This is a genomic window from Pseudomonas sp. PP3 (assembly GCF_905336995.1).
Taxonomy (GTDB): domain Bacteria; phylum Pseudomonadota; class Gammaproteobacteria; order Pseudomonadales; family Pseudomonadaceae; genus Aquipseudomonas; species Aquipseudomonas reinekei.
On sequence record NZ_HG995459.1, the window covers coordinates 4,952,287 to 4,976,892 of the forward strand.

A 24,606-nucleotide genomic window follows, 5' to 3' on the forward strand; every position below is an offset into this window, starting at 1 on the left:
CAAAAGATCGCAGCTTTCGGCAGCTCATGCGGGGATTGCGCAGGCCTTCAGGCGCTGCCGAAGGCTGCGATCTTTTAACGGCTAGACTGTGGTTCAAGGAGAACCACGACCATGATCACCCGGCGAATCGCACTCTATCTGCTCACGGCGGCCCTGTTTCTCGGGCTCGGCGGTTGTGCGTCCTGGTTCAGCAGCGATGAGCCGGACCCCGAAGTGCACCTGACCCGGGTGGAAGTGGTGCGCGCCAAACTGCTGGAGCAGCGCTTCGTGCTGCACTTTCGCATCGACAACCGCAGCGAAAGCGAACTGACCGTGCGCGGCCTGGAATATCGTATTCACCTGGGCGACATCCTGCTGGCCGATGGCGAACATGAACACTGGATCACCATCGGGCCCAAGGCCAGCCGTTCCTACAAGGTGCCGATCCGCACCAATCTGTGGCCCAAGGTCAGAGACCTGGTCAAACAGCTGAAAAACGCCGAGCAAGGCATTCCTTATCGTCTCGAAGGTGAAATGGAAACCGGTTTATTCATCGCCCACTACGTGCACCTGGCGCGTAATGGCGTGATAATCCCCGCCGATCTAATTCCGGAGTAACCCTGATGACCCAGCAACCCCATGTTCATGGCCCTGACTGCAACCACGATCATGACCACCATGATCACGACCATGGCCATGTCCACGGCCCGAACTGCGGCCACGCCCACCAGGAACCGGTGCGCAACGCCTTGAAAGACGTTGGCCGCAACGACCCTTGCCCATGCGGCAACGGTAAGAAATTCAAGAAGTGCCACGGCGCTTGATGGGTTAGCCCCATCCCCCTGTAGGAGCCGGCTTGCTGGCGATCAACGCAACGCGCGTTTGCCAGACACACCGTTTCGCTGGCAAGCAGGCTCCCACAGGTTTTCAGTCAGCCGTGAGAATCTGCGCGGTATCGACCACCGTCGCATACTCGCCATGCAAATTCCCCAGTGACATCCCATGCACTTCCTCGGCTGAACGGGCATTACCGAAAAAGTCAGCCTTGTCGAAGGTAAAGCACGCATCCTGCGCCACCCATGTCTCAAACCCCAGATTGCCTGCCGAGCGTGCCGTGGACTCCACGGAGTTATGGGTCGCCACGCCGACGATGATCAGCTGCCCGATCCCCGCCTCGCGCAACAAGCGCTCCAGTCCCGTTGAACAAAACGCGTCTGGCACCTGTTTCTGAATCAAATGCTCATCAGGCAACGGCTGAAAACGCTCCTGAAATTCCACACCCGATTGCTGCGGCCAGAACACCGAATCTTCCGATCGGGACAAGTGCTGCACGTGAATGACCGGCCGACCGCTGCGGCGCCAATGAGCCAACAGTTCCTCTATGCGTTCTTCTGCCTGGGGATTGTTCCGGCGACCGAGCCTGGGGTGCAGGATGCCTTTTTGTTGGTCGATGATGATCAGTGCGGCGTTTTTCTCCAGATGCATACCAATTTCTTCCAGGCCATTGGATTTAAAGATCAGAAGATCGCAGCCTTCGGCAGTGCCTACAAGGCTGCGGTTACCAGACAAATCCTGAAATAACCTGATACCCCGCTTGCGCGGCCACCTCCCGCTCACTAACGTAGCGGCTTTACTGACGCTACCCCCGCAGGAGCTTTGCCATGGCCTCGCCAGCCCTCATACATTTTCTACCCCGGTTCGGCGTTGCCGCAGCAGTCGCGGGGGTTTTGAGCCTGACCGGTTGTCAGAGCTTCAATGCCCAGGACACCCTCCCGCCGACCATCGGCGTACAGCCGCTGAAGGGGTTGGCGCAGAACGTTTCGGTGCGTCGCAACGCGATGGGCATGCCGTTGATCGAAAGCAGCACATTCCACGACGCGCTGTTTACCCTCGGTTATGTGCACGCCAGCGACCGCATCACGCAAATGGTCACCCTGCGCTTGCTGGCCCAGGGCCGACTGGCGGAAATGCACGGTGCGGACTTGCTCGACGCCGACCGCTACATGCGCGCCGTCAATCTGAAGAAAAGCGCCGGTGAACTGTACAAAGCCTCTTCGCCGCGCCTTAAACGCTTCTTTGAAGTGTATGCCCGCGGGGTCAACGCCTACCTGTTCCGATTCCGCGACAAGCTGCCGGCCGACCTGGTTGCCAGCGGCTACAAACCTGAATACTGGAAGCCGGAAGATTCAGCGCTGATTTTCTGCCTGTTGAACTTCAGTCAGTCGGCCAACCTGCCGGAAGAAATTTCCGCGCTGGTACTCGCGCAAACCGTCACCACCGACAAACTGCCATGGCTGACGCCGTCCGCTCCCGACGAAAAACTGCCATCGGCTGAAAGCGACAAGCTGCAAGGCATCAAGCTCAACGGACAAATACCGGGGTTGGCCGACATCAGCAAAGCCACAGGCCAACTGTCAGACCTGAATCTGCTGGGCGCGATTTCCTCGAACAACTGGGCGATTGCCCCAGCGCGCAGCCGCAGCGGCAAAAGCCTGCTGGCCAGCGACAGCCATGGCCCGATGGGCGTGCCGTCGCTCTATAGCTACGTGCAGATTCGCGCCCCGAAGTATCAGGCTTCCGGCGTGACCATCGCCGGCTTGCCCATGGTGCTGGGTGGCTTCAACGGCAAAGTGGCGTGGAGCACGACCACCGTCATGGGTGACAACCAGGACCTGTTCCTGGAAAAGATCCGCCGCCAGGGTAACGGTCTCGCCTACGAATCCAACGGCAAATGGCAACCGGCAATCGTGCGCAACGAAACCTACTTCGTCAAAGGCCAGCGGCCGATTCGCGAAGCGGTGTACGAAACACGCCACGGCCCGCTGCTCAACAGCGCACAAGGCCTGGCGCAAGGCAACGGCTTCGGCCTGGCCTTGCAGACGCCGAACTTCACCGACGACAAATCCCTGGACGCGTTTTTCGACCTGTCCCGCGCGCAGACTGTCGAGAAGGCTTCCGACGCCAGCCGCGAGATCCGCGCCATCGCCCTGAACCTGGTGTTTGCCGATGCCAGCAACATTGGCTGGCAAGTCACCGGCCGTTACCCGAACCGCCGCGAAGGCGAAGGCCTGCTGCCCTCGCCGGGCTGGGAGGATCGTTACGATTGGGACGGTTACGCCGACCCGATGCTGCACCCGTACGATCAGGACCCGGCGCAAGGCTGGCTTGGCACCGCCAACCAGCGCGTCATTCCCCATGGCTATGGCATGCAGCTGTCCAATTCCTGGTCGGCGCCGGAGCGCGGCGAGCGCCTGGCGGAACTGGCTGGCGTGGGCAAACATGACACCCGCAGCCTGATCGCCATGCAGTACGACCAGACCACCACCTTCGCCGCCAAACTGAAGAAAATGTTTGAAGCGCCGGGCATGGCTCAGCCGCTCAAACAGGCGATCGAAGGCCTGCCGGTGGCGGATCGCGGCAAGGCGCGCGAGGCGTTGACCCGCTTGATGGCCTTCGACGGCAAGCTTGCCCCGACGTCCCCCGACGCGGCGATCTACGAGCTGTTTCTGCAGGAAAGCATGAAACAGATCTTCCTCGATGAATTGGGGCCGCAAAGCAGCCCGGCCTGGAAAGCCTTCGTCGCCAACGGTAAATTGTCCTATTCCGCCCAGGCCGATCACTTGCTGGGCCGCGAAGACAGTCCGTTCTGGGATGATGCGCGCACCGCGCAGAAAGAAGACAAACCGGCGATTCTCGCCCGCAGCCTCGCCGCGGCCATTACCGCCGGCGACAGCCAGTTGGGCGGCGATCACAAAGCCTGGCAGTGGGGCAAACTGCACCGCTACGAATGGAAGAACGCCAGCGGCCAGACCGTGCGCGGCCCCGTGCCGGCCGGCGGCGATCACACCACACTCAATACCGCTGCGTTCGCCTGGGGCCAGGACTTCAACACCACGCTGGCACCGGCCATGCGCTTCATCGTCGACTTCGGCCAGGCCGAACCGCTGATGGGCCAGAACGCCACTGGCCAGTCCGGCAACCCCGCCAGCCCGAGCTACCTGAACAGCATCGATCCGTGGCTCAAGGGTCAGTATCAGAGCCTGCCGATGCAACCGCAGCACTTTGACAAGGTGTACGGGACCAAGCGCTTGACCCTGACACCGGGCAAGTAACGTCACCACCGAAAGAATGTGGGAGCGAGCCTGCTCCCACATTCGCAATGTCGCTCACCCATTAAACCCCGATAGAACTTCTTTCCTCGCGCCAGCCTCATAGCTTACAAGTCCCCCCACCCCGGCAATGCCATGGATCTTGTCATCGCGCGTCCCGAAGGCTTGTACTGTCCCGTCGGCGATTTCTATATCGATCCGTGGCGGCCGGTCGAGCGTTCCGTCATCACCCACGCCCATGGCGATCATGCGCATACGGGCAACCAGCATTACCTGGCAGCCGCGCCCGGTGAAGGAATTCTGCGTACACGCCTGGGGCAGGACATCAACCTGCAAACGCTGGCCTATGGCGAACGCCTGCTGCATCACGGCGTCACCGTGAGTTTTCACCCCGCCGGCCATGTGCTCGGTTCGGCACAGGTTCGCCTGGAATACCGCGGCGAAATCTGGGTCGCTTCCGGTGATTACAAAATCGAACCCGACGGCACCTGCGCCCCATTCGAACCGGTGCGCTGTCACACATTTATCACCGAGTCGACATTCGGCCTGCCGATTTATCGCTGGCAGCCCCAGGCGCAAGTCTTCGACGAAATCAATCAGTGGTGGCAAGCCAACGCGGCCGAAGACAAAACCAGCGTGCTGCTGTGCTACGCCTTCGGCAAAGCCCAACGCATTCTCCACGGTATCGATGCCAGCCTCGGCCCCATAGTGGCCCATGGCGCGGTTGAGCCACTGAATCGGGTTTACCGGGAAGCGGGGGTTCATCTGCCCCCCACGATCTACGCCGGCGACATCAATAAAAACGATCCGGTGCTGCGCAAAGCCCTGGTCATCGCCCCGCCGTCAGCAGGTGGCAGCACCTGGATGCGCCGCTTTGGCGATTTCAGCGACGGCTTCGCCAGCGGCTGGATGCGTCTGCGCGGCACCCGTCGGCGACGGGGTGTGGATCGCGGCTTCGTGCTCTCCGATCACGCGGACTGGCCCGGTTTGCTCTGGGCGATTGAGCAAAGCGGCGCGCAACGGGTGATGGTCACTCACGGCTCTGTCGCGGTGTTGGTGCGGCACCTGTGCGAACAGGGCCTCGACGCCCAGGCCTTCGATACCGAATACGGCGACGATGAAGAAGAACCGCTGGCCGCCGAGCCCGCGCTCGTCGAGGCACGCCCATGAGAGCGTTCGCCGAGTTGTACGCCGAGCTTGATGCGACGACCTCAAGCAACGCGAAACTGGCGGCGATGCAACGCTACTTTGCGCAAGCCGCACCGGAAGATGCCGCGTGGGCGGTGTACTTCCTGTCTGGTGGACGCCCCCGGCAACTGGTGCCGGTGCGTCTTCTGCATGAGCTGGCCGTGACGCATTCGGGGCTGTCGCCGTGGTTGTTCGAAGAGAGTTATCAGGCCGTGGGCGATCTGGCGGAAACCATTTCGCTGATCCTGCCCGAGGCACCCCACGTGTCCACCGACGGGCTGGCCATGTGGGTCGAAAACAAACTCCTGCCATTGCGCGGCGAATCGCCTGATGTACTGACCCGGCAACTGCCCGAACTCTGGTCGCAACTGGACCGCACCAGTTTGATGGTCTGCATCAAGCTGATCACCGGCAGCTTTCGCGTGGGTGTCTCCAAATTGCTGGTCACCCGCGCGCTCGCGTCCATGGCTCAACTGGACAGCAAACGGGTGGCGCAACGGCTGGTGGGCTACACCGATCTGTCGAATCGCCCGAGCGCCGCCAGTTACTTGAAACTGATCGCCGCCGAATCGGCCGATGAACATGCCCAGAGAGGCGGTCAGCCTTATCCGTTTTTTCTCGCCCACGCCCTGTCGCAACCGGTCGAACAATTCGACGCATTGCTTGGCCCCGCCAGCGATTGGCAGGTGGAATGGAAGTGGGATGGCATCCGCGCCCAAGTGGTCAAGCGTGCCGGGCAGTTGTGGGTCTGGTCGCGGGGTGAAGAGCTGGTCACCGAGCGCTTTCCCGAACTGGGAAACCTGCTTCACGGCCTGCCCGACGGCACGGTGATCGACGGTGAGATCGTAGTCTGGAAGAGCGATCAACCGGATACCGACGACGCCTTCAATCCACACTCACCGACCGCCCCCGCCGTGCAACCTTTCGCACTGCTGCAGCAGCGAATCGGTCGCAAAACCCTCAGCAAGAAAATGCTCAACGACATCCCCGTGGTCATCCTCGCCTACGACTTGCTGGAATGGGCAGGCGAAGACTGGCGCAATCACCCACAGGCGCAGCGGCGTGCGCAACTGGAGCAGGTCATTGGCCGATGCAATCACCCGGCGTTGCTGGCGTCGCCGCTGCTGACCGGCGATGACTGGTTCGACCTCGCCCGCCAGCGCGAGGCCTCTCGCCGGCTCGGGGTCGAAGGCATGATGCTCAAGGCTCGCGACGCACTCTACGGCGTGGGGCGAACCAAGGACGTGGGCGTCTGGTGGAAATGGAAAGTCGACCCGTTCAGCGTCGATGCCGTCCTGATTTACGCGCAACGCGGTCATGGCCGCCGGGCCAGTCTTTTCAGCGACTACACCTTCGCCGTCTGGGACGGTCCACCCGACGCCAGCGAACGTACGCTGGTGCCCTTTGCCAAGGCCTATTCGGGGCTGACCGATGCAGAAATGCGTCAGGTCGACAGCATCGTGCGCAAAACCACCGTGGAAAAATTTGGCCCGGTAATCAGCGTCAAACCGAGCCTGGTGTTTGAGCTGGGCTTCGAGGGGATTGCCCTGTCCAAGCGGCACAAAAGCGGAATCGCGGTGCGCTTTCCGCGGATGCTGCGCTGGCGCCAGGACAAAACCGTCGATGAGGCTGACCATCTCGGCACCTTGCAGGACCTGCTTGCCTGATCCGCCCCCCTATGGCCAAGCTTGCTCCCGCCAGACTGCGAACCGCCCCTCCTGTGGCGAGAGAGCTTGCTCCCGCCAGACTGTGAACCGCCCCTCCTGTGGCGAGGGAGCTTGCTCCCGCTGGGCTGCGAAGCGGCCCCAAAACCTATTCACGCGATGCCTGATCGATGTTGCTCAAGCCTGCTGCGCAGCCGAGCGGGAGCAAGCTCCCTGGCCACAGAGTCTTATGCCTATTCGAACCGAAAAGGTGCAGGCTTCCCACGCCGCCCATTTTCGTGCACTAATCCCCTCCGGCAATTTCCCGCGCGCCTTTTAAACGCTTGTTCGGCACTCTGGTTCGGAAATTGCTACTTTCATTAGGTCTTACGCTTACCAGTAACAATAATTCTGCGCCACAAGCGCTCATATTGGTTTTAGGGAATAAATAATGAAAAAAGCATTGCTGACCCTTTCTGCACTGGCGTTGTGCATGGCCGCTGGCTCCGCCATGGCAAAGGAATACAAAGAATTGCGTTTTGGCGTTGATCCTTCCTACGCACCGTTCGAGTCGAAAGCGGCCGACGGCAGCCTGGTGGGCTTCGACATCGATCTGGGCAACGCAATCTGCGCCGAGCTGAAGGTCAAGTGCAAATGGGTCGAAAGCGATTTCGACGGGATGATTCCTGGCCTCAAGGCCAATAAGTTCGACGGCGTGATCTCTTCGATGACCGTCACCCCGGCCCGTGAAAAAGTCATCGATTTCTCCAGTGAGCTGTTCTCCGGCCCAACCGCCTACGTGTTCAAGAAAGGTTCCGGCCTGAGCGAAGACGTCGCTTCACTGAAGGGCAAAACCGTCGGCTACGAGCAAGGCACCATCCAGGAAGCCTACGCCAAAGCCGTTCTGGACAAGGCTGGCGTGAAAACCCAGGCCTACCAGAACCAGGACCAGGTGTATTCGGACCTGACGTCCGGCCGTCTCGACGCCGCGATCCAGGACATGCTGCAAGCTGAACTGGGCTTCCTGAAGTCGCCAAAAGGCGAGGGTTACGAAGTCAGCAAGCCGGTCGACAGCGAACTGCTGCCAGCCAAGACAGCAGTCGGTATTAAGAAAGGTAACACCGAGCTGAAAGCACTTTTGGATAAAGGTATCAAAGCGTTACACGATGATGGCACCTACGCCACCATTCAGAAGAAACACTTTGGCGATCTGAATCTGTACAGCGGCAAATAATGCCCGGCGCCCATCTCGCGATGGGCGCTTTTTTTATCCGATCAGGTTGCTGATTTATGTTCGAAAACCTCCTGCAAACTCTGGGGCTCTCAGCCTTCAGTCTGAAGGGCTTCGGTCCTTTGCTGATGGAAGGCACCTGGATGACCATCAAATTATCGGCGATGTCGCTGCTGGTGGCCGTGTTGCTCGGCCTGCTCGGCGCCAGTGCCAAACTGTCCAAAGTCAAACTGCTGCGCCTGGTTGCCCAGTGCTACACCACGCTGATTCGCGGGGTGCCGGATCTGGTGCTAATGCTGTTGATTTTCTACAGCCTGCAAACCTGGCTGACGTCGCTCACCGACTACATGGAATGGGAATACATCGAGATCAACCCGTTCAGCGCCGGGGTCCTGACCCTGGGCTTCATTTACGGCGCGTACTTCACCGAGACGTTCCGCGGCGCCATCCTTGCCGTGCCGCGCGGCCAGGTCGAAGCAGCCACCGCCTACGGCCTCAAGCGCGGCCAGCGGTTTCGTATCGTGGTGTTCCCGCAGATGATGCGCTACGCCCTGCCGGGTATCGGCAACAACTGGATGGTGATGCTCAAGGCCACTGCGCTGGTGTCGATCATCGGTTTGGCCGATCTGGTCAAGGCTGCCCAGGATGCGGGTAAAAGCACCTATCAACTGTTCTACTTCCTGGTGCTCGCTGCGCTGATCTATCTGCTGATCACCAGTGCCTCCAACTTCATTCTGCGCTGGCTCGAACGCCGCTACGCCGCCGGGACCCGGGAGGCCGTACGATGATCGAACTCCTGCAGGAATACTGGAAAGCCTTCCTCTATACCGACGGCCAAAACATCACCGGCCTGGCCATGACCCTGTGGCTGCTCAGCGCGTCGATTTTCATCGGCTTCATCGTCTCGATCCCGCTGTCCATCGCCCGGGTTTCACCGCACTTCTACATTCGCTGGCCGGTGCAGTTCTACACCTACCTGTTCCGTGGCACGCCGTTGTATATCCAGTTGCTGATCTGCTACACCGGGATCTACAGCCTCGCCGCCGTGCGGGCGCAACCGGTGCTCGACAGTTTCTTCCGCGATGCGATGAACTGCACCATCCTGGCGTTCGCCCTGAACACCTGCGCCTACACCACGGAGATTTTCGCCGGGGCGATTCGCAGCATGGCCCACGGTGAAGTCGAAGCAGCCAAGGCCTACGGCCTGACCGGCTGGAAGCTGTATGCCTACGTGATCATGCCTTCGGCCCTGCGCCGCTCGTTGCCTTACTACAGCAACGAAGTGATCCTGATGCTGCACTCGACCACCGTGGCGTTCACCGCAACCATCCCGGACATCCTGAAAGTCGCTCGGGACGCCAACTCGGCGACCTTCCTGACCTTCCAGTCGTTCGGCATCGCCGCGCTGATCTACCTGACCATCACCTTTGCACTGGTCGGCCTGTTCCGTCTCGCCGAACGCCGATGGCTGGCCTTCCTTGGGCCGACCCACTAGGATTTTTCGCAATGCGCCACCAGATTCATGACCTGCTGGCCCCGCTGCCGGGGACAGCACGACAGATCCACAGTTTTCACTTCGGCCCTCAACCGGCCAAAGGCAAAATCTACATCCAGTCGTCCCTGCATGCCGATGAAATGCCCGGCATGCTGGTCGCCTGGCACCTCAAGCAACGCCTGACCGAGCTGGAAGCGGCCGGGCGGCTGCGCAGTGAAATCGTCCTGGTTCCCGTGGCCAATCCGGTCGGCCTGGAACAAGTGCTGATGGACGTGCCGCTGGGTCGCTACGAGCTGGAAAGCGGGCAGAACTTCAACCGCTGGTTCGTCGATTTGAGCGAAGAGGTCGGCAACGAGATCGAAGGCCAGCTTGGCGGCGACCCGCAACGCAATCTCGAACTGATCCGCCACAGCCTGCGCAACGCACTGACCCGGCAGACCGCCACCACCCAACTGCAATCGCAACGCCTGACCCTGCAACGGCTGGCCTGCGACGCCGACATGGTGCTGGACCTGCATTGCGATTTCGAAGCCGTCGCGCATCTGTACACCACGCCCGAAGCCTGGCCGCAGGTCGAGCCGCTGGCGCGCTACATCGGGTCCGAAGCCAGCTTGCTGGCCACTGATTCCGGCGGGCAGTCGTTCGATGAATGCTTCACTCTGCTCTGGTGGCAGTTGAAGGATCGCTTCGGCGAACAGTTCGATATTCCACCGGGCAGTTTCTCGGTCACCGTCGAACTGCGCGGCCAGGGCGATGTGAATCACCCACTGGCCAGCCTCGACAGCCAGGCCGTGATCGATTACCTGATTCACTTCGGTGCAATTGCCGGCGAACCGGCACCCATGCCAGAGCTGCCCTACCCGGCTACGCCGCTGGCCGGCGTGGAACCGGTGGCGACGCCCGTCGGCGGTTTGCTGGTGTTCAGCGCACTGCCAGGCGAGTACCTGGAAGCCGGGCAACTGATCGCCGAAATCATTGACCCGATCACCGATCGCGTCACTCCAGTCCATTGCACCGCCGCCGGCCTGATGTACGCCCGCTCGCTGCGGCGCATGGCCACTGCCGGCATGGTGATCGCCCATGTCGCGGGCACCGAAGCCTATCGCAGCGGCTACCTACTTTCGCCTTGAGGATGCTTGTTCCATGTACAAACTGACCATCGAAGGCCTGCATAAAAGCTATGGCGATCACGAGGTGCTCAAAGGCGTTTCGCTCAAGGCCAACACCGGCGACGTCATCAGCCTGATCGGCGCCAGCGGCTCGGGCAAAAGTACCTTCCTGCGCTGCATCAACTTTCTCGAACAACCCAACGACGGCGCCATGAGCCTGGACGGCCAGGCCATCCGCATGGTCAAGGATCGCCACGGTATGCACGTTGCCGATCCCGATGAGCTGCAACGGATCCGCACCCGCCTGGCCATGGTGTTCCAGCACTTCAACCTGTGGAGCCACATGACCGTGCTGGAAAACATCACCATGGCGCCACGCCGGGTGCTGGGTTGCAGCAAGCAGGAAGCCGAAGACCGTGCCCGCCGCTACCTGGACAAGGTCGGTTTACCGGCGCGGGTGGCCGATCAATACCCGGCATTCCTTTCCGGCGGTCAGCAGCAACGCGTGGCGATTGCCCGGGCATTGGCCATGGAGCCGGAAGTCATGCTGTTCGACGAACCGACGTCGGCATTGGACCCCGAACTGGTAGGTGAAGTGCTCAAAGTGATCCAGGGCCTGGCCGAAGAAGGCCGGACCATGATCATGGTGACCCACGAAATGAGCTTCGCCCGCAAGGTATCGAGCCAGGTATTGTTCCTGCACCAGGGCCTGGTGGAGGAAGAAGGCGCGCCGGAAGACGTGCTGGGCAATCCGAAGAGTGAACGCTTGAAGCAGTTCCTGAGCGGTAACCTGAAGTAATTCACCTCTCCCTTGCAGGAGCAAGCTTGTTCGCGATAGCGGTTTTTCGGCTGACATCCTCGTCGCCTGACACACCGACATCGCGAGCAAGCTTGCTGCTACAAGTCATCGCAGTAAAACTTGTCCTATTGCCCCGCGGTCACTGAAAGAACACGTTCAGAGCGCATCCGCCGGCATGGGAACCACCACTGACTTCGCCAAACGCTGGTTCACCGCTCGCGGCTGGAAGCCGTTTGCCTTTCAGAAACAGGTCTGGACGGCGGTGAAACAAGGACAATCCGGGCTGTTGCATGCCAGCACCGGCGCCGGCAAAACCTACGCGGTGTGGTTCGGCGCACTCAATCGCTTCGCTCGCGCCTCCTCTCCCGTTGAACCATCCCGCAAACGCAAACCCGTGGCCGAGCCCCTGACTGTGTTGTGGATAACCCCCATGCGCGCCTTGGCCGCCGACACCGCCCGCGCACTTGAAGCGCCGCTGCTGGACTTGCAGATTCCGTGGAGCGTCGGCCTGCGTACCGGCGATACCAGCAGCAGCGAACGGGCGCGCCAGAGTCGACGACTACCGACCACGCTGATCACTACGCCAGAAAGCCTGACCCTGATGCTTGCCCGTGCCGACGCGCAAACAGCACTTTCGAGCGTGCGCATGGTGGTGGTCGATGAATGGCACGAATTGCTCGGCAACAAACGCGGCGTGCAGTTGCAGCTGGCCCTCGCCCGTTTGCGCCGCTGGCATCCCGACCTGATCGTCTGGGGCGTTTCTGCAACCCTGGGTAATCAGTCGCACGCCGAGCAGGTGCTGATCCCACAGGGCGGCGGGATCAGCGTTCAAGACCAGAGCAGAAAAGAGCTGCGGATTGACACGCTGCTACCGCCGGCGATCGAGCGCTTTCCCTGGGCCGGGCACATCGGGTTGAAGATGCTGCCGCAAGTGGTGAGCGAGCTCGAATCCAGCGCCAGCAGCCTGGTGTTCACCAACACCCGAGCCCAATCGGAGATCTGGTATCAGGCCTTGCTCGAGGCGCGGCCGGACTGGGCCGGGTTAATCGCTTTGCACCACAGTTCGTTATCACGCGACACCCGAGACTGGGTCGAACGCGCCCTCAAGGACGGCCAACTCAAGGCGGTGGTCTGCACCTCCAGCCTCGATCTGGGTGTGGACTTCCTGCCAGTGGAACGGGTGCTGCAAATCGGTTCCGCCAAAGGCGTCGCGCGGCTCATGCAACGTGCCGGGCGCTCCGGCCATGCGCCAGGACGCGCGTCGCGGGTCACATTGGTGCCAACGCACAGCCTGGAATTGATCGAGGCCGCAGCGGCGCAGGATGCCGTGGCGGCACGTTGTATCGAACCGCGGCGATCGCCAGTCAAGCCACTGGATGTGTTGGTGCAGCACTTGGTGAGCATCGCACTGGGGGGCGGTTTTGTGCCCGATGAGCTGTACGAAGAAGTACGCGGAGCCTGGGCTTATCGCGACCTGAACCTGGCCGACTGGGCCTGGGCGCTGGCTTTCGTACGCCATGGCGGGCTTTCCCTGACCGCCTATCCGGATTACCGCCGGGTCGAGCCCGATGAACACGGTGTCTGGCGCGTACCGGATGCGCGACTGGCCCGCAGGCATCGCATGAGCATCGGCACCATCGTCAGCGACGCGACCGTCCAGTTGAAGTTCTGGAGCAAGGGCGGCGGCGGAAAACAATTGGGCAGCGTCGAGGAAGGCTTTATTGCACGCCTCAAGCCCGGCGATGGTTTTCTGTTTGCCGGTCGTTTGCTGGAACTGGTGCGGGTGGAAAACATGACCGCGTACGTCAAACGCAGCACGGTGAAAAAAGCCGCGGTACCGCGCTGGAATGGCGGACGCATGCCCCTCTCCAACGAACTGGCGCAAGCGGTGGTCGCCCGATTCAGCGCGGCGGCGCAGGGTCATTACCAAGGCCCGGAAATGCAGGCGGTGCGCCCGTTATTGCAGGTGCAGCAACACTGGTCAGGCTTACCGACCGAAGACCGATTGCTGGCCGAAGCCCTGAAATCTCGCGAAGGCTGGCACCTTTTTCTCTTTCCCTTCGCCGGACGCCAAGTGCATCTCGGGCTGGCCAGCCTGCTGGCGTGGCGAGCCAGTCAGCGTCAACCGCTGACCTTCTCGATTGCGGTCAACGATTACGGCCTGGAGTTGCTCAGCGCCACGCCCGTCGATTGGGTGGAGCAACTCGATGCCGCACTGTTCAGTCCCGCTGATCTGTTAAAGGACGTGTTGGCCAGTCTTAACGCCGGCGAACTGGCGCTGCGCCGCTTTCGGGAAATCGCCCGGATTGCCGGACTGGTGTTCGCCGGCTACCCCGGTGCGCCGAAAAGCACGCGGCAAGTCCAGGCCTCCAGCGGTCTGTTTTTCGAAGTGTTCAAACAATATGACGCCGGCAACCTGTTGCTGGCTCAGGCCGGAGAAGAAGTGCTGCGGGAAGAATTGGATATTGGTCGTCTGGAACAGACGCTGGAGCGAATCAACCGGATGAAACTGGACCTGCATCAGATCAAACGCCCGACGCCCCTCGGGTTTCCACTGCTGGTGGAACGCATGCGCGAAAGCATGAGTTCGGAAAAACTCGCTGACCGCATCCGACGCATGGTCAGCGATCTGGAAAAAACCGCCGACACCGGGAAATCCCGATGAACACGCCCTATCCCGTTCGGCTGGCAGGCGAAGAACTCTGGTTGCTGCCGGAGAAAGCCATTTACTGGCCAGCGCAACAAACGCTGCTGATCGCCGATGTGCATTTCGGCAAGGCCGCCGCCTATCGAAGCCTTGGCCAACCGGTTCCCCAAGGGACCACCACGCACAATATTGCAGTGCTCGATGCCCTGTTGTCGGCCCTGCCCTGTCGGCAGTTGATTTTCCTCGGTGACTTTCTCCATGGGCCCGGCTCCCATGCCGTGGCCACGCTGGCGGCATTGAACCAATGGCGAGCGCGACACGCGGGCATAGACATGACCCTGATCCGCGGCAACCACGATAAACGGGCCGGCGATCCGCCAGCGGCGCTGAATATTCGCGTGGTGCCTGAACCCATGCTACTCGGGCCTTTTGCCTTGCAGCACGAACCGACCCCGCACCCCGGGTGCCACGTACTGGCCGGGCATGTGCATCCGGTTTATCGGCTGCATGGCAAAGGTCGTCAGAGTTTGCGGCTGGCGTGTTTCAGGATGGGTGAGGACGTGAGCCTTCTTCCGGCCTTCGGTGCGTTTACCGGCGGGTATCAGGTCAGTCTGGACGACGACAGCAGGATCTTCGTCATCGGCGATAACCAAATATGGCCGGTTAACCTGTAGGAGCGAGCCTGCTCGGCAACGACGACGCTTGGCGCCTGATATTTCCCGGTATTTTCAGGATCCTCGCGAGCGGGCTCGTTCCTACAGCAATTCCGGTAATGAATCAGGCCACAGGTGCGGGCGGCGGCTCATCCGGAAGGGTCGGCTCACCGGGCTCGGTAGGTTGTTCGTTGGGCGTATCAGGATCAGGCTGGCCGGGAATGCCCCCTGCCGTGCTGATGGACGGATGTGCCAGCAAGGACCAGGCTAAAACGCCAACCTGATTGGGCTCAAGCCTTGCCAGTTCGGCACTTATTTGCGGGTCGATCTTCATAAAGCACTCCTGAGCGATGGCCCGATCCGCCTTGCGCGGATCGGAGCAGTACACTCCATAGAGTGTACGCTCGCTCAGGAATTCCCACGTTCTGTCGGACGGCTGACTCAGGTCCGCGGCAGGGTCACGCCACGCTGGCCCTGATATTTGCCGCCACGGTCCTTGTACGACACTTCACATTCTTCGTCTGATTCGAGGAACAGCATCTGCGCCACGCCTTCGTTGGCGTAGATCTTCGCCGGCAAATTGGTGGTGTTGGAGAATTCCAGGGTTACGTGCCCTTCCCATTCCGGCTCGAGCGGCGTGACGTTGACGATGATGCCGCAGCGCGCGTAAGTGCTTTTACCCAGGCAGATGGTCAAAACATTGCGCGGAATGCGGAAGTATTCGACGGTGCTGGCCAGGGCGAAGGAGTTTGGCGGGATGATGCACACATCGCTGTGGATATCGACAAAGCTGCCGGCATCGAAGTTTTTCGGGTCGACGATCGCCGAATTGATGTTGGTAAACACCTTGAAATGATTGGTGCAACGCACATCGTAGCCGTAGCTGGACACGCCGTAGGAGATCACACGGCTGTCGTCGCTGCCACGCATCTGGCGCTCTACGAACGGCTCGATCATGCCGTGTTCCTGCGCCATGCGGCGAATCCACTTGTCCGATTTGATGCTCATGGCGGGTGTCCTGAATAGCGAGGTGGAAAAAATCTGTCCGGCATCTTACCGGGCGCGCCGCCGGGTTCAAAGTCCGCGCTGCAATTCTCGCCGAACAGGCCGGAATTCCCCCGCGCTGGCGACGAACCGTCACACCGTCGATCCTTAAAACAGAGAAACCTTCGCAAGAAGCATTGGCACGTTCCGGAAAAAGGGTTAAGGTGGCGCCACTGTGCTGCTTGTGTCACTGAGAATCTCTACACGATATGTTGAATTTCGATCCAACCATCTACAAGAATTTTTCCTGCTCTTTGCACTCAGTCTCGGCCAGGGTTCTTCCTGAGTCGCAGTTATCTTTGTTCAAGGAGTTACACCATGTCTAATCGCCAAACCGGTACCGTTAAGTGGTTCAACGATGAAAAAGGCTTCGGCTTCATCACTCCACAATCCGGTGACGACCTGTTCGTTCACTTCAAAGCTATCCAATCCGACGGCTTCAAAAGCCTGAAAGAAGGCCAACAGGTTTCTTTCATCGCTACCCGCGGTCAGAAAGGCATGCAAGCTGAAGAAGTTCAAGTTATCTAACTTGTACTTGCTTTAGTAAAAAGCCCCGCCCTCAAAAGCGGGGCTTTTTTGTGCCTGTGTGTTTTTCACAGGCAAAAAAAGATCGCAGCCTTCGGTGGCGTCTGCAGGTAATGCCATGCAGGCGCCGCCGAAGACTGCGATCTTTTGGCGTCTTACCAGGTTACGCCAAACCCTGCGGTGTAACGGGTCTTGTCCAGATCGGCATCTTCTGTCCCCTCAATGATGTTGCGCTCAGCCTTAAGATTGAGCGATGCCCAGTCCGTCACCTTGTAGCGCAGGCCGATTTCCGAATCCAGCGCGTACTCCGCCACGCCGGACAATGGCTTGCCAACCTCTCCGTTGGTGAAGAACTCGACCTTCTTGCCAATCAGGTAGCGGTTGTAATCCCACTTCATGGCCACGGAATAGAAATTCTCTTTGCTGCCGTCGGCGAACTCGTAATCCGTGCGGTTGACCAGCGAACCGAGGGAGAACGCACCCAGCTCGTCATCCCAGAACTGGTAACCCGGACCGGTACCGACCGTGCGCTGACGGGACAGGTCTTCAACCTTGTCGCGTTTGTAGACCAGACGACCTTGCCAGAACCATTTTTCTGTCAGGAAGCGGTCGAGAGAATACTCGCCACGCCAGTTATCCGTGGTCACCACGTCATCCTGGAATTCGCGGTTGTATTCACCTTCCGCCGTATGCCGCCAGCGACCATGACGCGCAGTGGTCTTGAAATCGATGTCGTAATCGTCGGTGTCCTTGTCGGCGCGCTGGTAATCCAGCGCCGCGTCGATGTTGCCCTTCCATACCAGATCCTCGACGACCGGCTTGGGCTTGAGCATCTGCTGGATACTCGCCAACTCCACGGTCTTGGGTGCATCACCATTGGCCAGGGTGACTTTGCCGTCCTCCGCCGCGTGCAGCGACTTGGCCACCTCACCGGTGTAGGCATCCTGCTTGACCAATAGATGTTGATCACTCTCCAGAGTTTTCACCTTGCTCCATTCAATCGGCACGGCACCGGCATACTCGGTTTGAACCAGCAGCTTGCCGCCATCGAACAGGATGATCTTGCCGCTCAGCTTGTCACCGTTCTTCAACCAGACGGTGTCCGCGAGCAAGGGAGTGGAGGCACTGACGACAGCGAGGCACAGCAGGGTTCTGGACAACATAAGCAAATAAAGGCTCAGGTTCGCGAAAAAAAGTCGGCATTATCCGCAGGAATAAGGCCCTAGCAAGGACTGACCCGACTATGACTATTGAGTTCATTTCTCATCTGCTGATCGAGGATTTACTCTACGGGCGGTACTGTGAATTTCTTCAGGAACTGCGCACGTGATCGAAACAAACGCTGAACCCGAAAGCGCGGCACAAATCCGACGCACGGCACTCTATCTGACCTTGGCGCAAGTGCCCGAAGGCAAGGTGGTGAGCTATGGTCAGTTGGCGGAGCTGGCCGGTCTGGGGCGGGCGGCGCGCTGGGTGGGACGGACCCTGAGCCAGCTACCCGGCGACAGCAAGTTACCCTGGCACCGGGTACTCGGCGCCGGCGGACGCATCAGCCTCCCCGCTGGCAGTCCATCGGGGGACGAACAACGCGCGCGATTGCGTATGGAGGGCATCAGTATCCTGAATAATCGTGTTGATATTCAGCGTCATGGGTGGCGCCCGGTAGAGCACAGCGGTTAGAGTGCGCGCTTTGTTTCCGTATTTCTTGAGGCAGACTCCAGCCCATGCCCCGTAAAACCTGGCGCGCCGCGCTCGCTGCCTATGCCAGCCCCTCGACGCTTGTACTGTTATTGCTGGGTTTCGCCGCCGGCCTGCCCTACATGCTGGTGTTCTCGACGCTTTCAGTCTGGCTGCGTGAAGCCGGCGTGGCGCGCGAGACCATCGGTTACGCCAGCCTGATTGGACTGGCCTATGCCTTCAAATGGGTCTGGTCCCCGCTACTCGACCAATGGCGCCTGCCGCTGCTCGGCAAGCTGGGTCGACGACGCTCCTGGTTGGTGCTTTCCCAAGCCCTGGTGATTCTCGGCCTGATCGGCATGGGCTTCTGCGACCCGCAAAAACATCTGTCCTGGTTGATCGCCATCGCAGTGGTCGTCGCGTTCGCCTCGGCGACGCAAGATATCGCGGTTGACGCCTATCGCCTGGAAATCGCCGAAGACAATCGACAAGCCGCCCTGGCCGCCAGCTATATGTCCGGTTATCGAATCGCGGCGCTGCTGGCCACGGCCGGCGCGTTGTTCTTCGCTGAAGGCTTCGGCTCCACCGGGTTCAATTACAAACACTCGGCCTGGGCCGGCACCTACCTGCTCTTCGGCGCCCTGATGGTCCCGGCGTTGCTGACGACCCTCTTCATGCGCGAACCGCCGGTACCACTGCGTACGCAACTGCAGGCCGGGCGCTACAGCTTCGTGCATCAATTGGCTTCGGTGTTCGTGCTGATCGTGTTGCTGGTTTCCGTGCCGGCCATGTTCACCCAGCTCTACAACACCGATTTCGCCAGCGTGCTGTTCGAAGGCGTGAGCCTTCTCGACCTGCTGCTGCAGGACCGCGCCTTCCTGCGGGCGATCCTCTACACCACGCTCACTGCCCTGTGCCTGTCAGCCATGGGTCGGCGCGGCCTGGCGCCGGTGCTGACCCCGGTCAACGACTTCATTCTGCGGTACCGCTGGCAAGCGCTGTTGCTGCTCGGCCTGATCGCCACCTACCGGATGTCCGATACGGTCATGGGTGTGATGGCCAACGTGTTTTACATCGACCAGGGCTTCACCAAGGACCAGATCGCCAGCGTCAGCAAAATCTTCGGCCTGATCATGACCTTGGTGGGCGCCGGCATGGGCGGCTTGCTGATCGTTCGATTCGGCATCCTGCCGATCCTGTTCATCGGCGGAGTGGCTTCCGCCGGGACCAACATCCTGTTCCTGATGCTCGCCGACATGGGCCCCGACCTGAACATGCTGGTGGTGACCATCTCGCTGGACAACTTCAGCTCGGGCCTTGCGACCTCGGCGTTCGTGGCCTACCTGTCGAGCCTGACCAACCTCAAGTTCTCCGCCACCCAATACGCCCTGCTCAGCTCGATCATGCTGTTGCTGCCACGCCTGATCGGCGGCTACTCCGGGGTCATGGTGGAGAAATTCGGTTACCACAATTTCTTCCTGATCACCGCCCTGCTGGGTGTTCCGACCCTGGTGCTGATCGCCTTGCACTGGTTCCAGGAGAGCCGTCGCGAAGGCCCGACGCCGACGCCGGAGCCTGTACCGACCCAGGTAGTGGAAGAATCGTAGGAAGTATCCGCAGGAAACAACGCGGAGGGCGCGACGATTCCCGCCCTCCTGCTACACCGCCGACCGCACGCCTGTACGACAGCGGATCTCGCCCGTACAATGCTCCGTCATTTCTCGTCATCAGCAATCGATAACGGCCAACCATGCGCACCAGTCAATTTTTGCTCGCCACACAGAAAGAAACGCCTTCCGACGCGGTCGTGATCAGCCACCAGCTGATGCTGCGCGCCGGCATGATCCGCAAACTTGCCTCGGGCCTGTACACCTGGCTGCCGATGGGCTTGCGAGTGATGCGCAAGGTCGAAGCTGTCGTTCGTGAAGAAATGAACGCCGCCGGCTCGCTCGAAGTGTTGATGCCGAGCACTCAACCGGCTGAACTGTGGCAGGAATCCGGTCGCTGGGAAGAGTACGGCCCTGAGCTGCTGCGCTTCAAGGATCGCCACGGTCGCGATTTCTGCGCGGGCCCGACCCACGAAGAAGTCATCACCGATCTGATGCGCAACGAGCTGAGCAGCTACAAACAGCTGCCGATCAACCTGTACCAGATCCAGACCAAATTCCGTGACGAAATCCGCCCACGCTTCGGCTTGATGCGCGGCCGCGAATTCATCATGAAGGACGCCTATTCGTTCCACGCTGACCAGCCTTCGCTGCAGGTCACCTACGACCGCATGCACCAGGCTTACTGCAACGTGTTTACCCGCCTGGGCCTGAAGTTCCGCCCTGTAGAAGCCGACAACGGCTCCATCGGTGGCGCCGGTTCCCACGAGTTCCACGTACTGGCCGAGTCCGGCGAAGACGACATCGTTTTCAGCAACGGTTCCGACTACGCGGCGAACATCGAGAAAGCCGAAGCCGTGCCTCGCGAGACCTCGCGTGCTGCAGCGACCGAAGAACTGCGCCTGGTCGACACTCCAGATACCAAGACCATTGCCGCACTGGTGGAAAAATTCAATCTGCCGATTGAGAAGACCATCAAGACCCTGATCGTGCATGCCGAGGAAGAAGGCAAGCTGATTGCCCTGATCATCCGTGGCGATCACGAACTCAACGAAATCAAGGCTGCGAACCAGCCAGGCGTAGCCAGCCCGCTGGTCATGGCCAGCGATGCCGAACTGCGTGACGCCATTGGCGCCGGCGCTGGTTCCCTCGGCCCGCTGAACCTGCCACTGCCAATCATCATCGACCGCTCGGTCGAACTGATGAGCGACTTCGGCATCGGTGCCAACATCGACGACAAGCACTACTTCGGCGTGAACTGGGAACGCGACCTGCCGGTTCCGACCGTTGCCGACCTGCGTAACGTGGTCAGCGGCGACCCAAGCCCGGACGGCAAGGGCACCCTGGAAATCAAGCGCGGCATCGAAGTCGGGCACATCTTCCAGCTGGGCAACAAATACAGCAAGGCGATGAAGTGCGAAGTGCTGGGCGAGAACGGCAAGCCGGTGACCCTGGAAATGGGCTGCTACGGCATTGGCGTATCCCGCGTGGTTGCGGCGGCCATCGAACAGAACAACGACGACAAAGGCATCATCTGGAGCGACGCCCTCGCGCCTTTCCAGATCGCCCTGGTGCCGTTGCGCTATGAAACCGACCTGGTTCGCGAAGCCACCGACAAGCTGTATGCAGAACTGACTGCCGCCGGCTTCGAAGTGCTGCTGGACGACCGCGACAAGAAAACCAGCCCGGGCATCAAGTTCGCGGACATGGAGCTGATCGGCATTCCTCACCGGATCGTGGTCAGCGACCGTGGTCTTGCCGAAGGCAACCTGGAATACAAGAGCCGTACCGAGGCCGAGCCGCAAGCGCTGCCAGTCGCCGACGTACTGCCTTTCCTCCAGGCCCGTATCCGCCGCTGAAACCAGATAGAGACGTCATGTTCAAGCGAAACACCTTAGGCCTCGGTGGTGCCGCCCTGTGCGGCACCCTGCTGGTCAGCGGCTGTGCCAATCACATGTCACAACGCAGCGAGCACGAGGAACGTGTCGAGCGCAAATTGCTCGATCACAGCCTGCAGATTGATGTTGGTGAGCCCAAGGTGCTTGAGCTGCCGCAACGCCGGGTGAAAATCCACGAGCAAAAGACCTTCGAAGTCACCGAGTTCGAAGTCACGCGCCATTACGATCGCTACACGCCGTACCAACCCTGGCGGGAGGTCTACGAGATCCCGCTGGGCGCGGTGGCGGTGGTCGGCGGCGTTGGTGCGAACGTGGTCAATGTCTTCGCCCTCGGCAACCTTCCGGATAGCGTGACCAAGGACTGGTTCAGCTACGGCTTTGCCGGGCTCAACCCGTTCATGAACGTGCAATCGAACGGTCGCGCGCAGCAGAACCTGGCCGGCATCGATGAAGTCCAGCTCGACAAGCGCACGGAATACTCGAGCCTGCCATGGAGCGAGCGTCCGGTGCAGGTCAAGGCCGGCAAGGAAACCTTCGAGCTGAGCACCGACAAAAACGGCGTATTGCGCCTGAACCTGTTGGACAGCCCGTTCGCCGAACACGACCTCAATCATCTGAGCAAGCTGCAGATCAACGTCGAGGACGCCAAGGACGACGTGCACACCGACTCGTCCCTCGCCCTCAGCCATACCTTGCGCGGCAAGCTACTCGAAGCCCACGGGTTGATTTACGACGACCTCGAAGACGACGAAGTGAGCCAGTGGGTGCACCGGGTCAAGCGTCTGTCGGAACTGGGCCTGGAAGAAGAAGCCAGCGAGCTGGAGCAAAGCCTGATTGAGCTGACTCGGAATGATCCTGAGTTGCAGACTGAATTTTTGAAGTCTCTGACCAAGGATGCCGGGCGGTTGGTGGCGGATCCGGGACCGAATTAACACCTGAAAAGCATCGCGGACAAGCCCTCCCCCACAAGGACGATGCGGTACCTGTGGAAGCGGGCTTGCCCGCGATGGCTGCCCGACATTCACTACTGCATCAAAACCCTGCCCCTACCGCTCAAACAACTCCATCTGCTCAAACCCGCCCCGCAAATCCTCCAGCCGCACCCCCACCCCCAGCAACCGCACCGGTTTACCGCCGCGATTGAACGCCTGGGTCAGCAACAACTGATAACTGCCCAGATCCCGCCCTGCGCCGGCCTGCTCCAGCGTGGTCTGGGTGAAGTCATGGAACTTCACTTTGACGAACGGCTTGCCCGGCCGATAGCTGCTGTCGATTCGTTCCATACGGGTTTTGAGGGTATCCAGCAGTTCCGGCAGCTTGTCGAGGCAACTGCGCAGATCCGGCAGGTCAACGTCGTAGGTGTTTTCGACACTGATGGACTGCCGACGGCTGTCGTTATGCACCTGGCGATCATCGATCCCACGCGCCAGGCTCCAGAGTCGCTCACCAAAGCTGCCAAACTCACGCACCAGCGCCAACTTGTCCCACTCGCGCAAGTGCGAGCAATCGACGATGCCGAGCTTGCCCAAACGCTCGGCAGTGACTTTGCCGACCCCATGCAGCTTGCTGACCGGCAAGCCGCTGACAAACTCTTCGACCAGATCCGGTGTGATGACAAACAAACCGTTGGGCTTCTTCCAGTCACTGGCGATCTTGGCGAGAAACTTGTTAGGTGCCACACCGGCCGACACCGTGATGTGCAGCTGATTGGAAACACGACGGCGGATGTCCTGAGCGATCCGCGTGGCGCTTCCTCCGAAATGAGCGCTGTCCGACACGTCGAGGTAAGCCTCATCCAGCGACAGCGGCTCGATGATGTCGGTGTAATCGCGAAAAATCGTATGAATTTCCTTTGATGCTTCTCTATAGGCATCCATACGCGGCTTGACGATGGTCAGGTCCGGACACAGCTTCAATGCATGCCCCGAAGACATGGCCGAACGCACCCCATACGCCCGCGCCTCATAATTGCAGGTGGCAATTACCCCACGCCGATCCGCTGAGCCCCCTACCGCCAGGGGCTTGCCGGCCAGACGCGGGTCATCACGCATCTCGATGGCGGCGTAGAAACAGTCACAATCGACGTGGATGATTTTTCGCTGGGTCATATAAACGCGGTGTTCATGATGAAGAATTAGCGTTACCAGGTGTAGGACACCCAGTATCTCACCGACACCTGTATATAGCACCAGTAGTGCTGAATGTTCTTTTGTAGCTGTAGGAAAACTCTCGATGAATTTATTTTCTCAATCGAAAAGCTCACGCCAATAGAGCTGTAAGCCTTGCTCCGCCTGCGTCTCAGGCCTTTCAAAGAACTCGTCTGACAGCTAAGCAATTGAAGCAAAAAGGATTTTGTCGAACCTTCGGGTTGACACCCCGGCGATTCTCTATAGAATGCGCCACACAGACGCGGGATGGAGCAGTCTGGTAGCTCGTCGGGCTCATAACCCGAAGGTCGTCGGTTCAAATCCGGCTCCCGCAACCAAACATCAAAAAAGGCTACTCGAAAGAGTAGCCTTTTTTGTGCGTGCCTGTTTTATCGGGTCAAGCCTCTTACTGATGCTGAATCCTGAATCGACCCCAAATGAGAAGTCGTTGCGATTCTGTGACTTAAGCCGCACCTGCGACCGTTTGCCGCGCTTTTACGTTTATTTGACCCTTCCGGGGATTAACGGTTGACACCTCGCCGATACTCTATAGAATGCCGCCACACAGACGCGGGATGGAGCAGTCTGGTAGCTCGTCGGGCTCATAACCCGAAGGTCGTCGGTTCAAATCCGGCTCCCGCAACCAAACATCAAAAAAGGCTACTCGAAAGAGTGGCCTTTTTTGTATCTGTTGAAAAAGTCCTTTCGCAACAATGATCTGTCACTGTGTAGCACGCCGTTCGGGCCCCCCCCATGCGCCGAGTCCAGACTATGCTCCATCGCAGACTGAACCCTCTACGCTGATGACGCGCGCTCCCCATCATCCAGGGCGAAGCATTAAAATTTGTAATTATT

22 protein-coding genes and 2 tRNA genes are annotated in these 24,606 nt (G+C 60.0%); 19 read left to right on the forward strand and 5 right to left on the reverse strand.

Going from position 1 to position 24,606, the window contains the following annotated elements; all coding sequences use genetic code 11:
* The first annotated feature begins 111 nt into the window (after window positions 1–111).
* Both KHO07_RS22525 and KHO07_RS22530 read left to right on the forward strand, forming a co-directional pair.
* Window positions 112–597 carry an LEA type 2 family protein gene (locus KHO07_RS22525; protein ID WP_150732144.1) on the forward strand — a complete coding sequence of 162 codons (486 nt, stop codon included), beginning with the start codon at window positions 112–114 and terminating at the stop codon, window positions 595–597.
* A gap of 5 nt (window positions 598–602) precedes the next feature.
* Complete coding sequence (locus tag KHO07_RS22530) at window positions 603–803, forward strand: SEC-C metal-binding domain-containing protein (protein ID WP_034146774.1); 201 nt, start codon at window positions 603–605, stop codon at window positions 801–803.
* 103 nt (window positions 804–906) lie between these two features.
* Here the strand turns inward: KHO07_RS22530 and KHO07_RS22535 are convergent, their stop codons facing one another.
* Window positions 907–1,464: a cysteine hydrolase family protein gene (locus KHO07_RS22535; RefSeq protein WP_150732458.1), complete on the reverse strand. Its 558-nt coding sequence runs from the start codon at window positions 1,462–1,464 to the stop codon at window positions 907–909.
* Window positions 1,465–1,640: 176 nt separating this feature from the next.
* Between KHO07_RS22535 and KHO07_RS22540 the strand changes: the two genes are divergently transcribed.
* The 10 genes from KHO07_RS22540 to pdeM all read left to right on the forward strand — a co-directional run bounded on the left by KHO07_RS22540 (window position 1,641) and on the right by pdeM (window position 14,874).
* The gene (locus KHO07_RS22540) at window positions 1,641–4,091 is read left to right on the forward strand and encodes a penicillin acylase family protein (RefSeq protein WP_212625593.1); all 2,451 of its coding nucleotides are present in this window, start codon (window positions 1,641–1,643) and stop codon (window positions 4,089–4,091) included.
* Window positions 4,092–4,223: 132 nt separating this feature from the next.
* Complete coding sequence (locus KHO07_RS22545; protein WP_212625594.1) at window positions 4,224–5,258, forward strand: ligase-associated DNA damage response exonuclease; 1,035 nt, start codon at window positions 4,224–4,226, stop codon at window positions 5,256–5,258.
* The gene (locus tag KHO07_RS22550) at window positions 5,255–6,943 is read left to right on the forward strand and encodes an ATP-dependent DNA ligase (protein ID WP_212625595.1); all 1,689 of its coding nucleotides are present in this window, start codon (window positions 5,255–5,257) and stop codon (window positions 6,941–6,943) included. Before KHO07_RS22545 ends, KHO07_RS22550 begins: the two co-directional genes overlap by 4 nt.
* A gap of 427 nt (window positions 6,944–7,370) precedes the next feature.
* Window positions 7,371–8,153 carry a transporter substrate-binding domain-containing protein gene (locus KHO07_RS22555; RefSeq protein WP_075946812.1) on the forward strand — a complete coding sequence of 261 codons (783 nt, stop codon included), beginning with the start codon at window positions 7,371–7,373 and terminating at the stop codon, window positions 8,151–8,153.
* A gap of 56 nt (window positions 8,154–8,209) precedes the next feature.
* The gene (locus tag KHO07_RS22560) at window positions 8,210–8,938 is read left to right on the forward strand and encodes an ABC transporter permease (RefSeq protein WP_075946811.1); all 729 of its coding nucleotides are present in this window, start codon (window positions 8,210–8,212) and stop codon (window positions 8,936–8,938) included.
* On the forward strand, window positions 8,935–9,645 hold the full coding sequence (locus KHO07_RS22565; protein WP_150732139.1) for an ABC transporter permease: 711 nt from the start codon (window positions 8,935–8,937) through the stop codon (window positions 9,643–9,645). The genes KHO07_RS22560 and KHO07_RS22565 overlap by 4 nt, the downstream gene beginning before the upstream one ends.
* Window positions 9,646–9,656: 11 nt before the next feature.
* On the forward strand, window positions 9,657–10,775 hold the full coding sequence (locus KHO07_RS22570; protein WP_212625596.1) for a succinylglutamate desuccinylase/aspartoacylase family protein: 1,119 nt from the start codon (window positions 9,657–9,659) through the stop codon (window positions 10,773–10,775).
* 13 nt (window positions 10,776–10,788) lie between these two features.
* Entirely contained in the window at window positions 10,789–11,553 is a 765-nt protein-coding gene (locus KHO07_RS22575; RefSeq protein WP_056856146.1) for an ATP-binding cassette domain-containing protein, read from the forward strand.
* A gap of 175 nt (window positions 11,554–11,728) precedes the next feature.
* Complete coding sequence (locus KHO07_RS22580; protein WP_212625597.1) at window positions 11,729–14,218, forward strand: ligase-associated DNA damage response DEXH box helicase; 2,490 nt, start codon at window positions 11,729–11,731, stop codon at window positions 14,216–14,218.
* Window positions 14,215–14,874, forward strand: a complete 660-nt coding sequence (gene pdeM / locus KHO07_RS22585; protein ID WP_212625598.1) for a ligase-associated DNA damage response endonuclease PdeM — start codon at window positions 14,215–14,217, stop codon at window positions 14,872–14,874. Before KHO07_RS22580 ends, pdeM begins: the two co-directional genes overlap by 4 nt.
* 103 nt (window positions 14,875–14,977) lie before the next feature.
* Here pdeM and KHO07_RS22590 read toward each other — a convergent pair whose 3' ends face one another.
* Both KHO07_RS22590 and dcd read right to left on the reverse strand, forming a co-directional pair.
* Window positions 14,978–15,187: a hypothetical protein gene (locus KHO07_RS22590; RefSeq protein WP_150732135.1), complete on the reverse strand. Its 210-nt coding sequence runs from the start codon at window positions 15,185–15,187 to the stop codon at window positions 14,978–14,980.
* A gap of 107 nt (window positions 15,188–15,294) precedes the next feature.
* Window positions 15,295–15,861: a dCTP deaminase gene (gene dcd, locus KHO07_RS22595; RefSeq protein WP_007940589.1), complete on the reverse strand. Its 567-nt coding sequence runs from the start codon at window positions 15,859–15,861 to the stop codon at window positions 15,295–15,297.
* A 354-nt stretch (window positions 15,862–16,215) separates the two neighbouring features.
* Here dcd and KHO07_RS22600 point away from each other — a divergent pair, with 354 nt between their 5' ends.
* Complete coding sequence (locus tag KHO07_RS22600; protein ID WP_002554837.1) at window positions 16,216–16,425, forward strand: cold-shock protein; 210 nt, start codon at window positions 16,216–16,218, stop codon at window positions 16,423–16,425.
* 152 nt (window positions 16,426–16,577) lie between these two features.
* Here the strand turns inward: KHO07_RS22600 and KHO07_RS22605 are convergent, their stop codons facing one another.
* On the reverse strand, window positions 16,578–17,585 hold the full coding sequence (locus KHO07_RS22605) for a DUF481 domain-containing protein (RefSeq protein WP_212625599.1): 1,008 nt from the start codon (window positions 17,583–17,585) through the stop codon (window positions 16,578–16,580).
* A gap of 163 nt (window positions 17,586–17,748) precedes the next feature.
* On the opposite strand from KHO07_RS22605, the gene KHO07_RS22610 reads away from it, so the two are divergent.
* The 4 genes from KHO07_RS22610 to KHO07_RS22625 all read left to right on the forward strand — a co-directional run bounded on the left by KHO07_RS22610 (window position 17,749) and on the right by KHO07_RS22625 (window position 22,536).
* Window positions 17,749–18,102, forward strand: coding sequence for an MGMT family protein (locus KHO07_RS22610; protein WP_150732133.1), 354 nt, complete (start codon window positions 17,749–17,751; stop codon window positions 18,100–18,102).
* A gap of 44 nt (window positions 18,103–18,146) precedes the next feature.
* Window positions 18,147–19,706: an AmpG family muropeptide MFS transporter gene (locus KHO07_RS22615; protein ID WP_150732132.1), complete on the forward strand. Its 1,560-nt coding sequence runs from the start codon at window positions 18,147–18,149 to the stop codon at window positions 19,704–19,706.
* A 143-nt stretch (window positions 19,707–19,849) separates the two neighbouring features.
* Entirely contained in the window at window positions 19,850–21,565 is a 1,716-nt protein-coding gene (locus KHO07_RS22620) for a proline--tRNA ligase (RefSeq protein ID WP_150732131.1), read from the forward strand.
* A gap of 17 nt (window positions 21,566–21,582) precedes the next feature.
* Window positions 21,583–22,536, forward strand: a complete 954-nt coding sequence (locus tag KHO07_RS22625) for a hypothetical protein (protein WP_150732130.1) — start codon at window positions 21,583–21,585, stop codon at window positions 22,534–22,536.
* A gap of 114 nt (window positions 22,537–22,650) precedes the next feature.
* On the opposite strand, the gene dinB is transcribed toward KHO07_RS22625, so the two are convergent.
* Window positions 22,651–23,712, reverse strand: a complete 1,062-nt coding sequence (gene dinB, locus KHO07_RS22630; RefSeq protein WP_150732129.1) for a DNA polymerase IV — start codon at window positions 23,710–23,712, stop codon at window positions 22,651–22,653.
* A 300-nt stretch (window positions 23,713–24,012) separates the two neighbouring features.
* On the opposite strand from dinB, the gene KHO07_RS22635 reads away from it, so the two are divergent.
* Both KHO07_RS22635 and KHO07_RS22640 read left to right on the forward strand, forming a co-directional pair.
* Window positions 24,013–24,089, forward strand: a tRNA-Met gene (locus tag KHO07_RS22635).
* Between the two features lie 231 nt (window positions 24,090–24,320).
* A tRNA-Met gene (locus tag KHO07_RS22640) sits at window positions 24,321–24,397 on the forward strand.
* Window positions 24,398–24,606 lie beyond the last annotated feature (209 nt).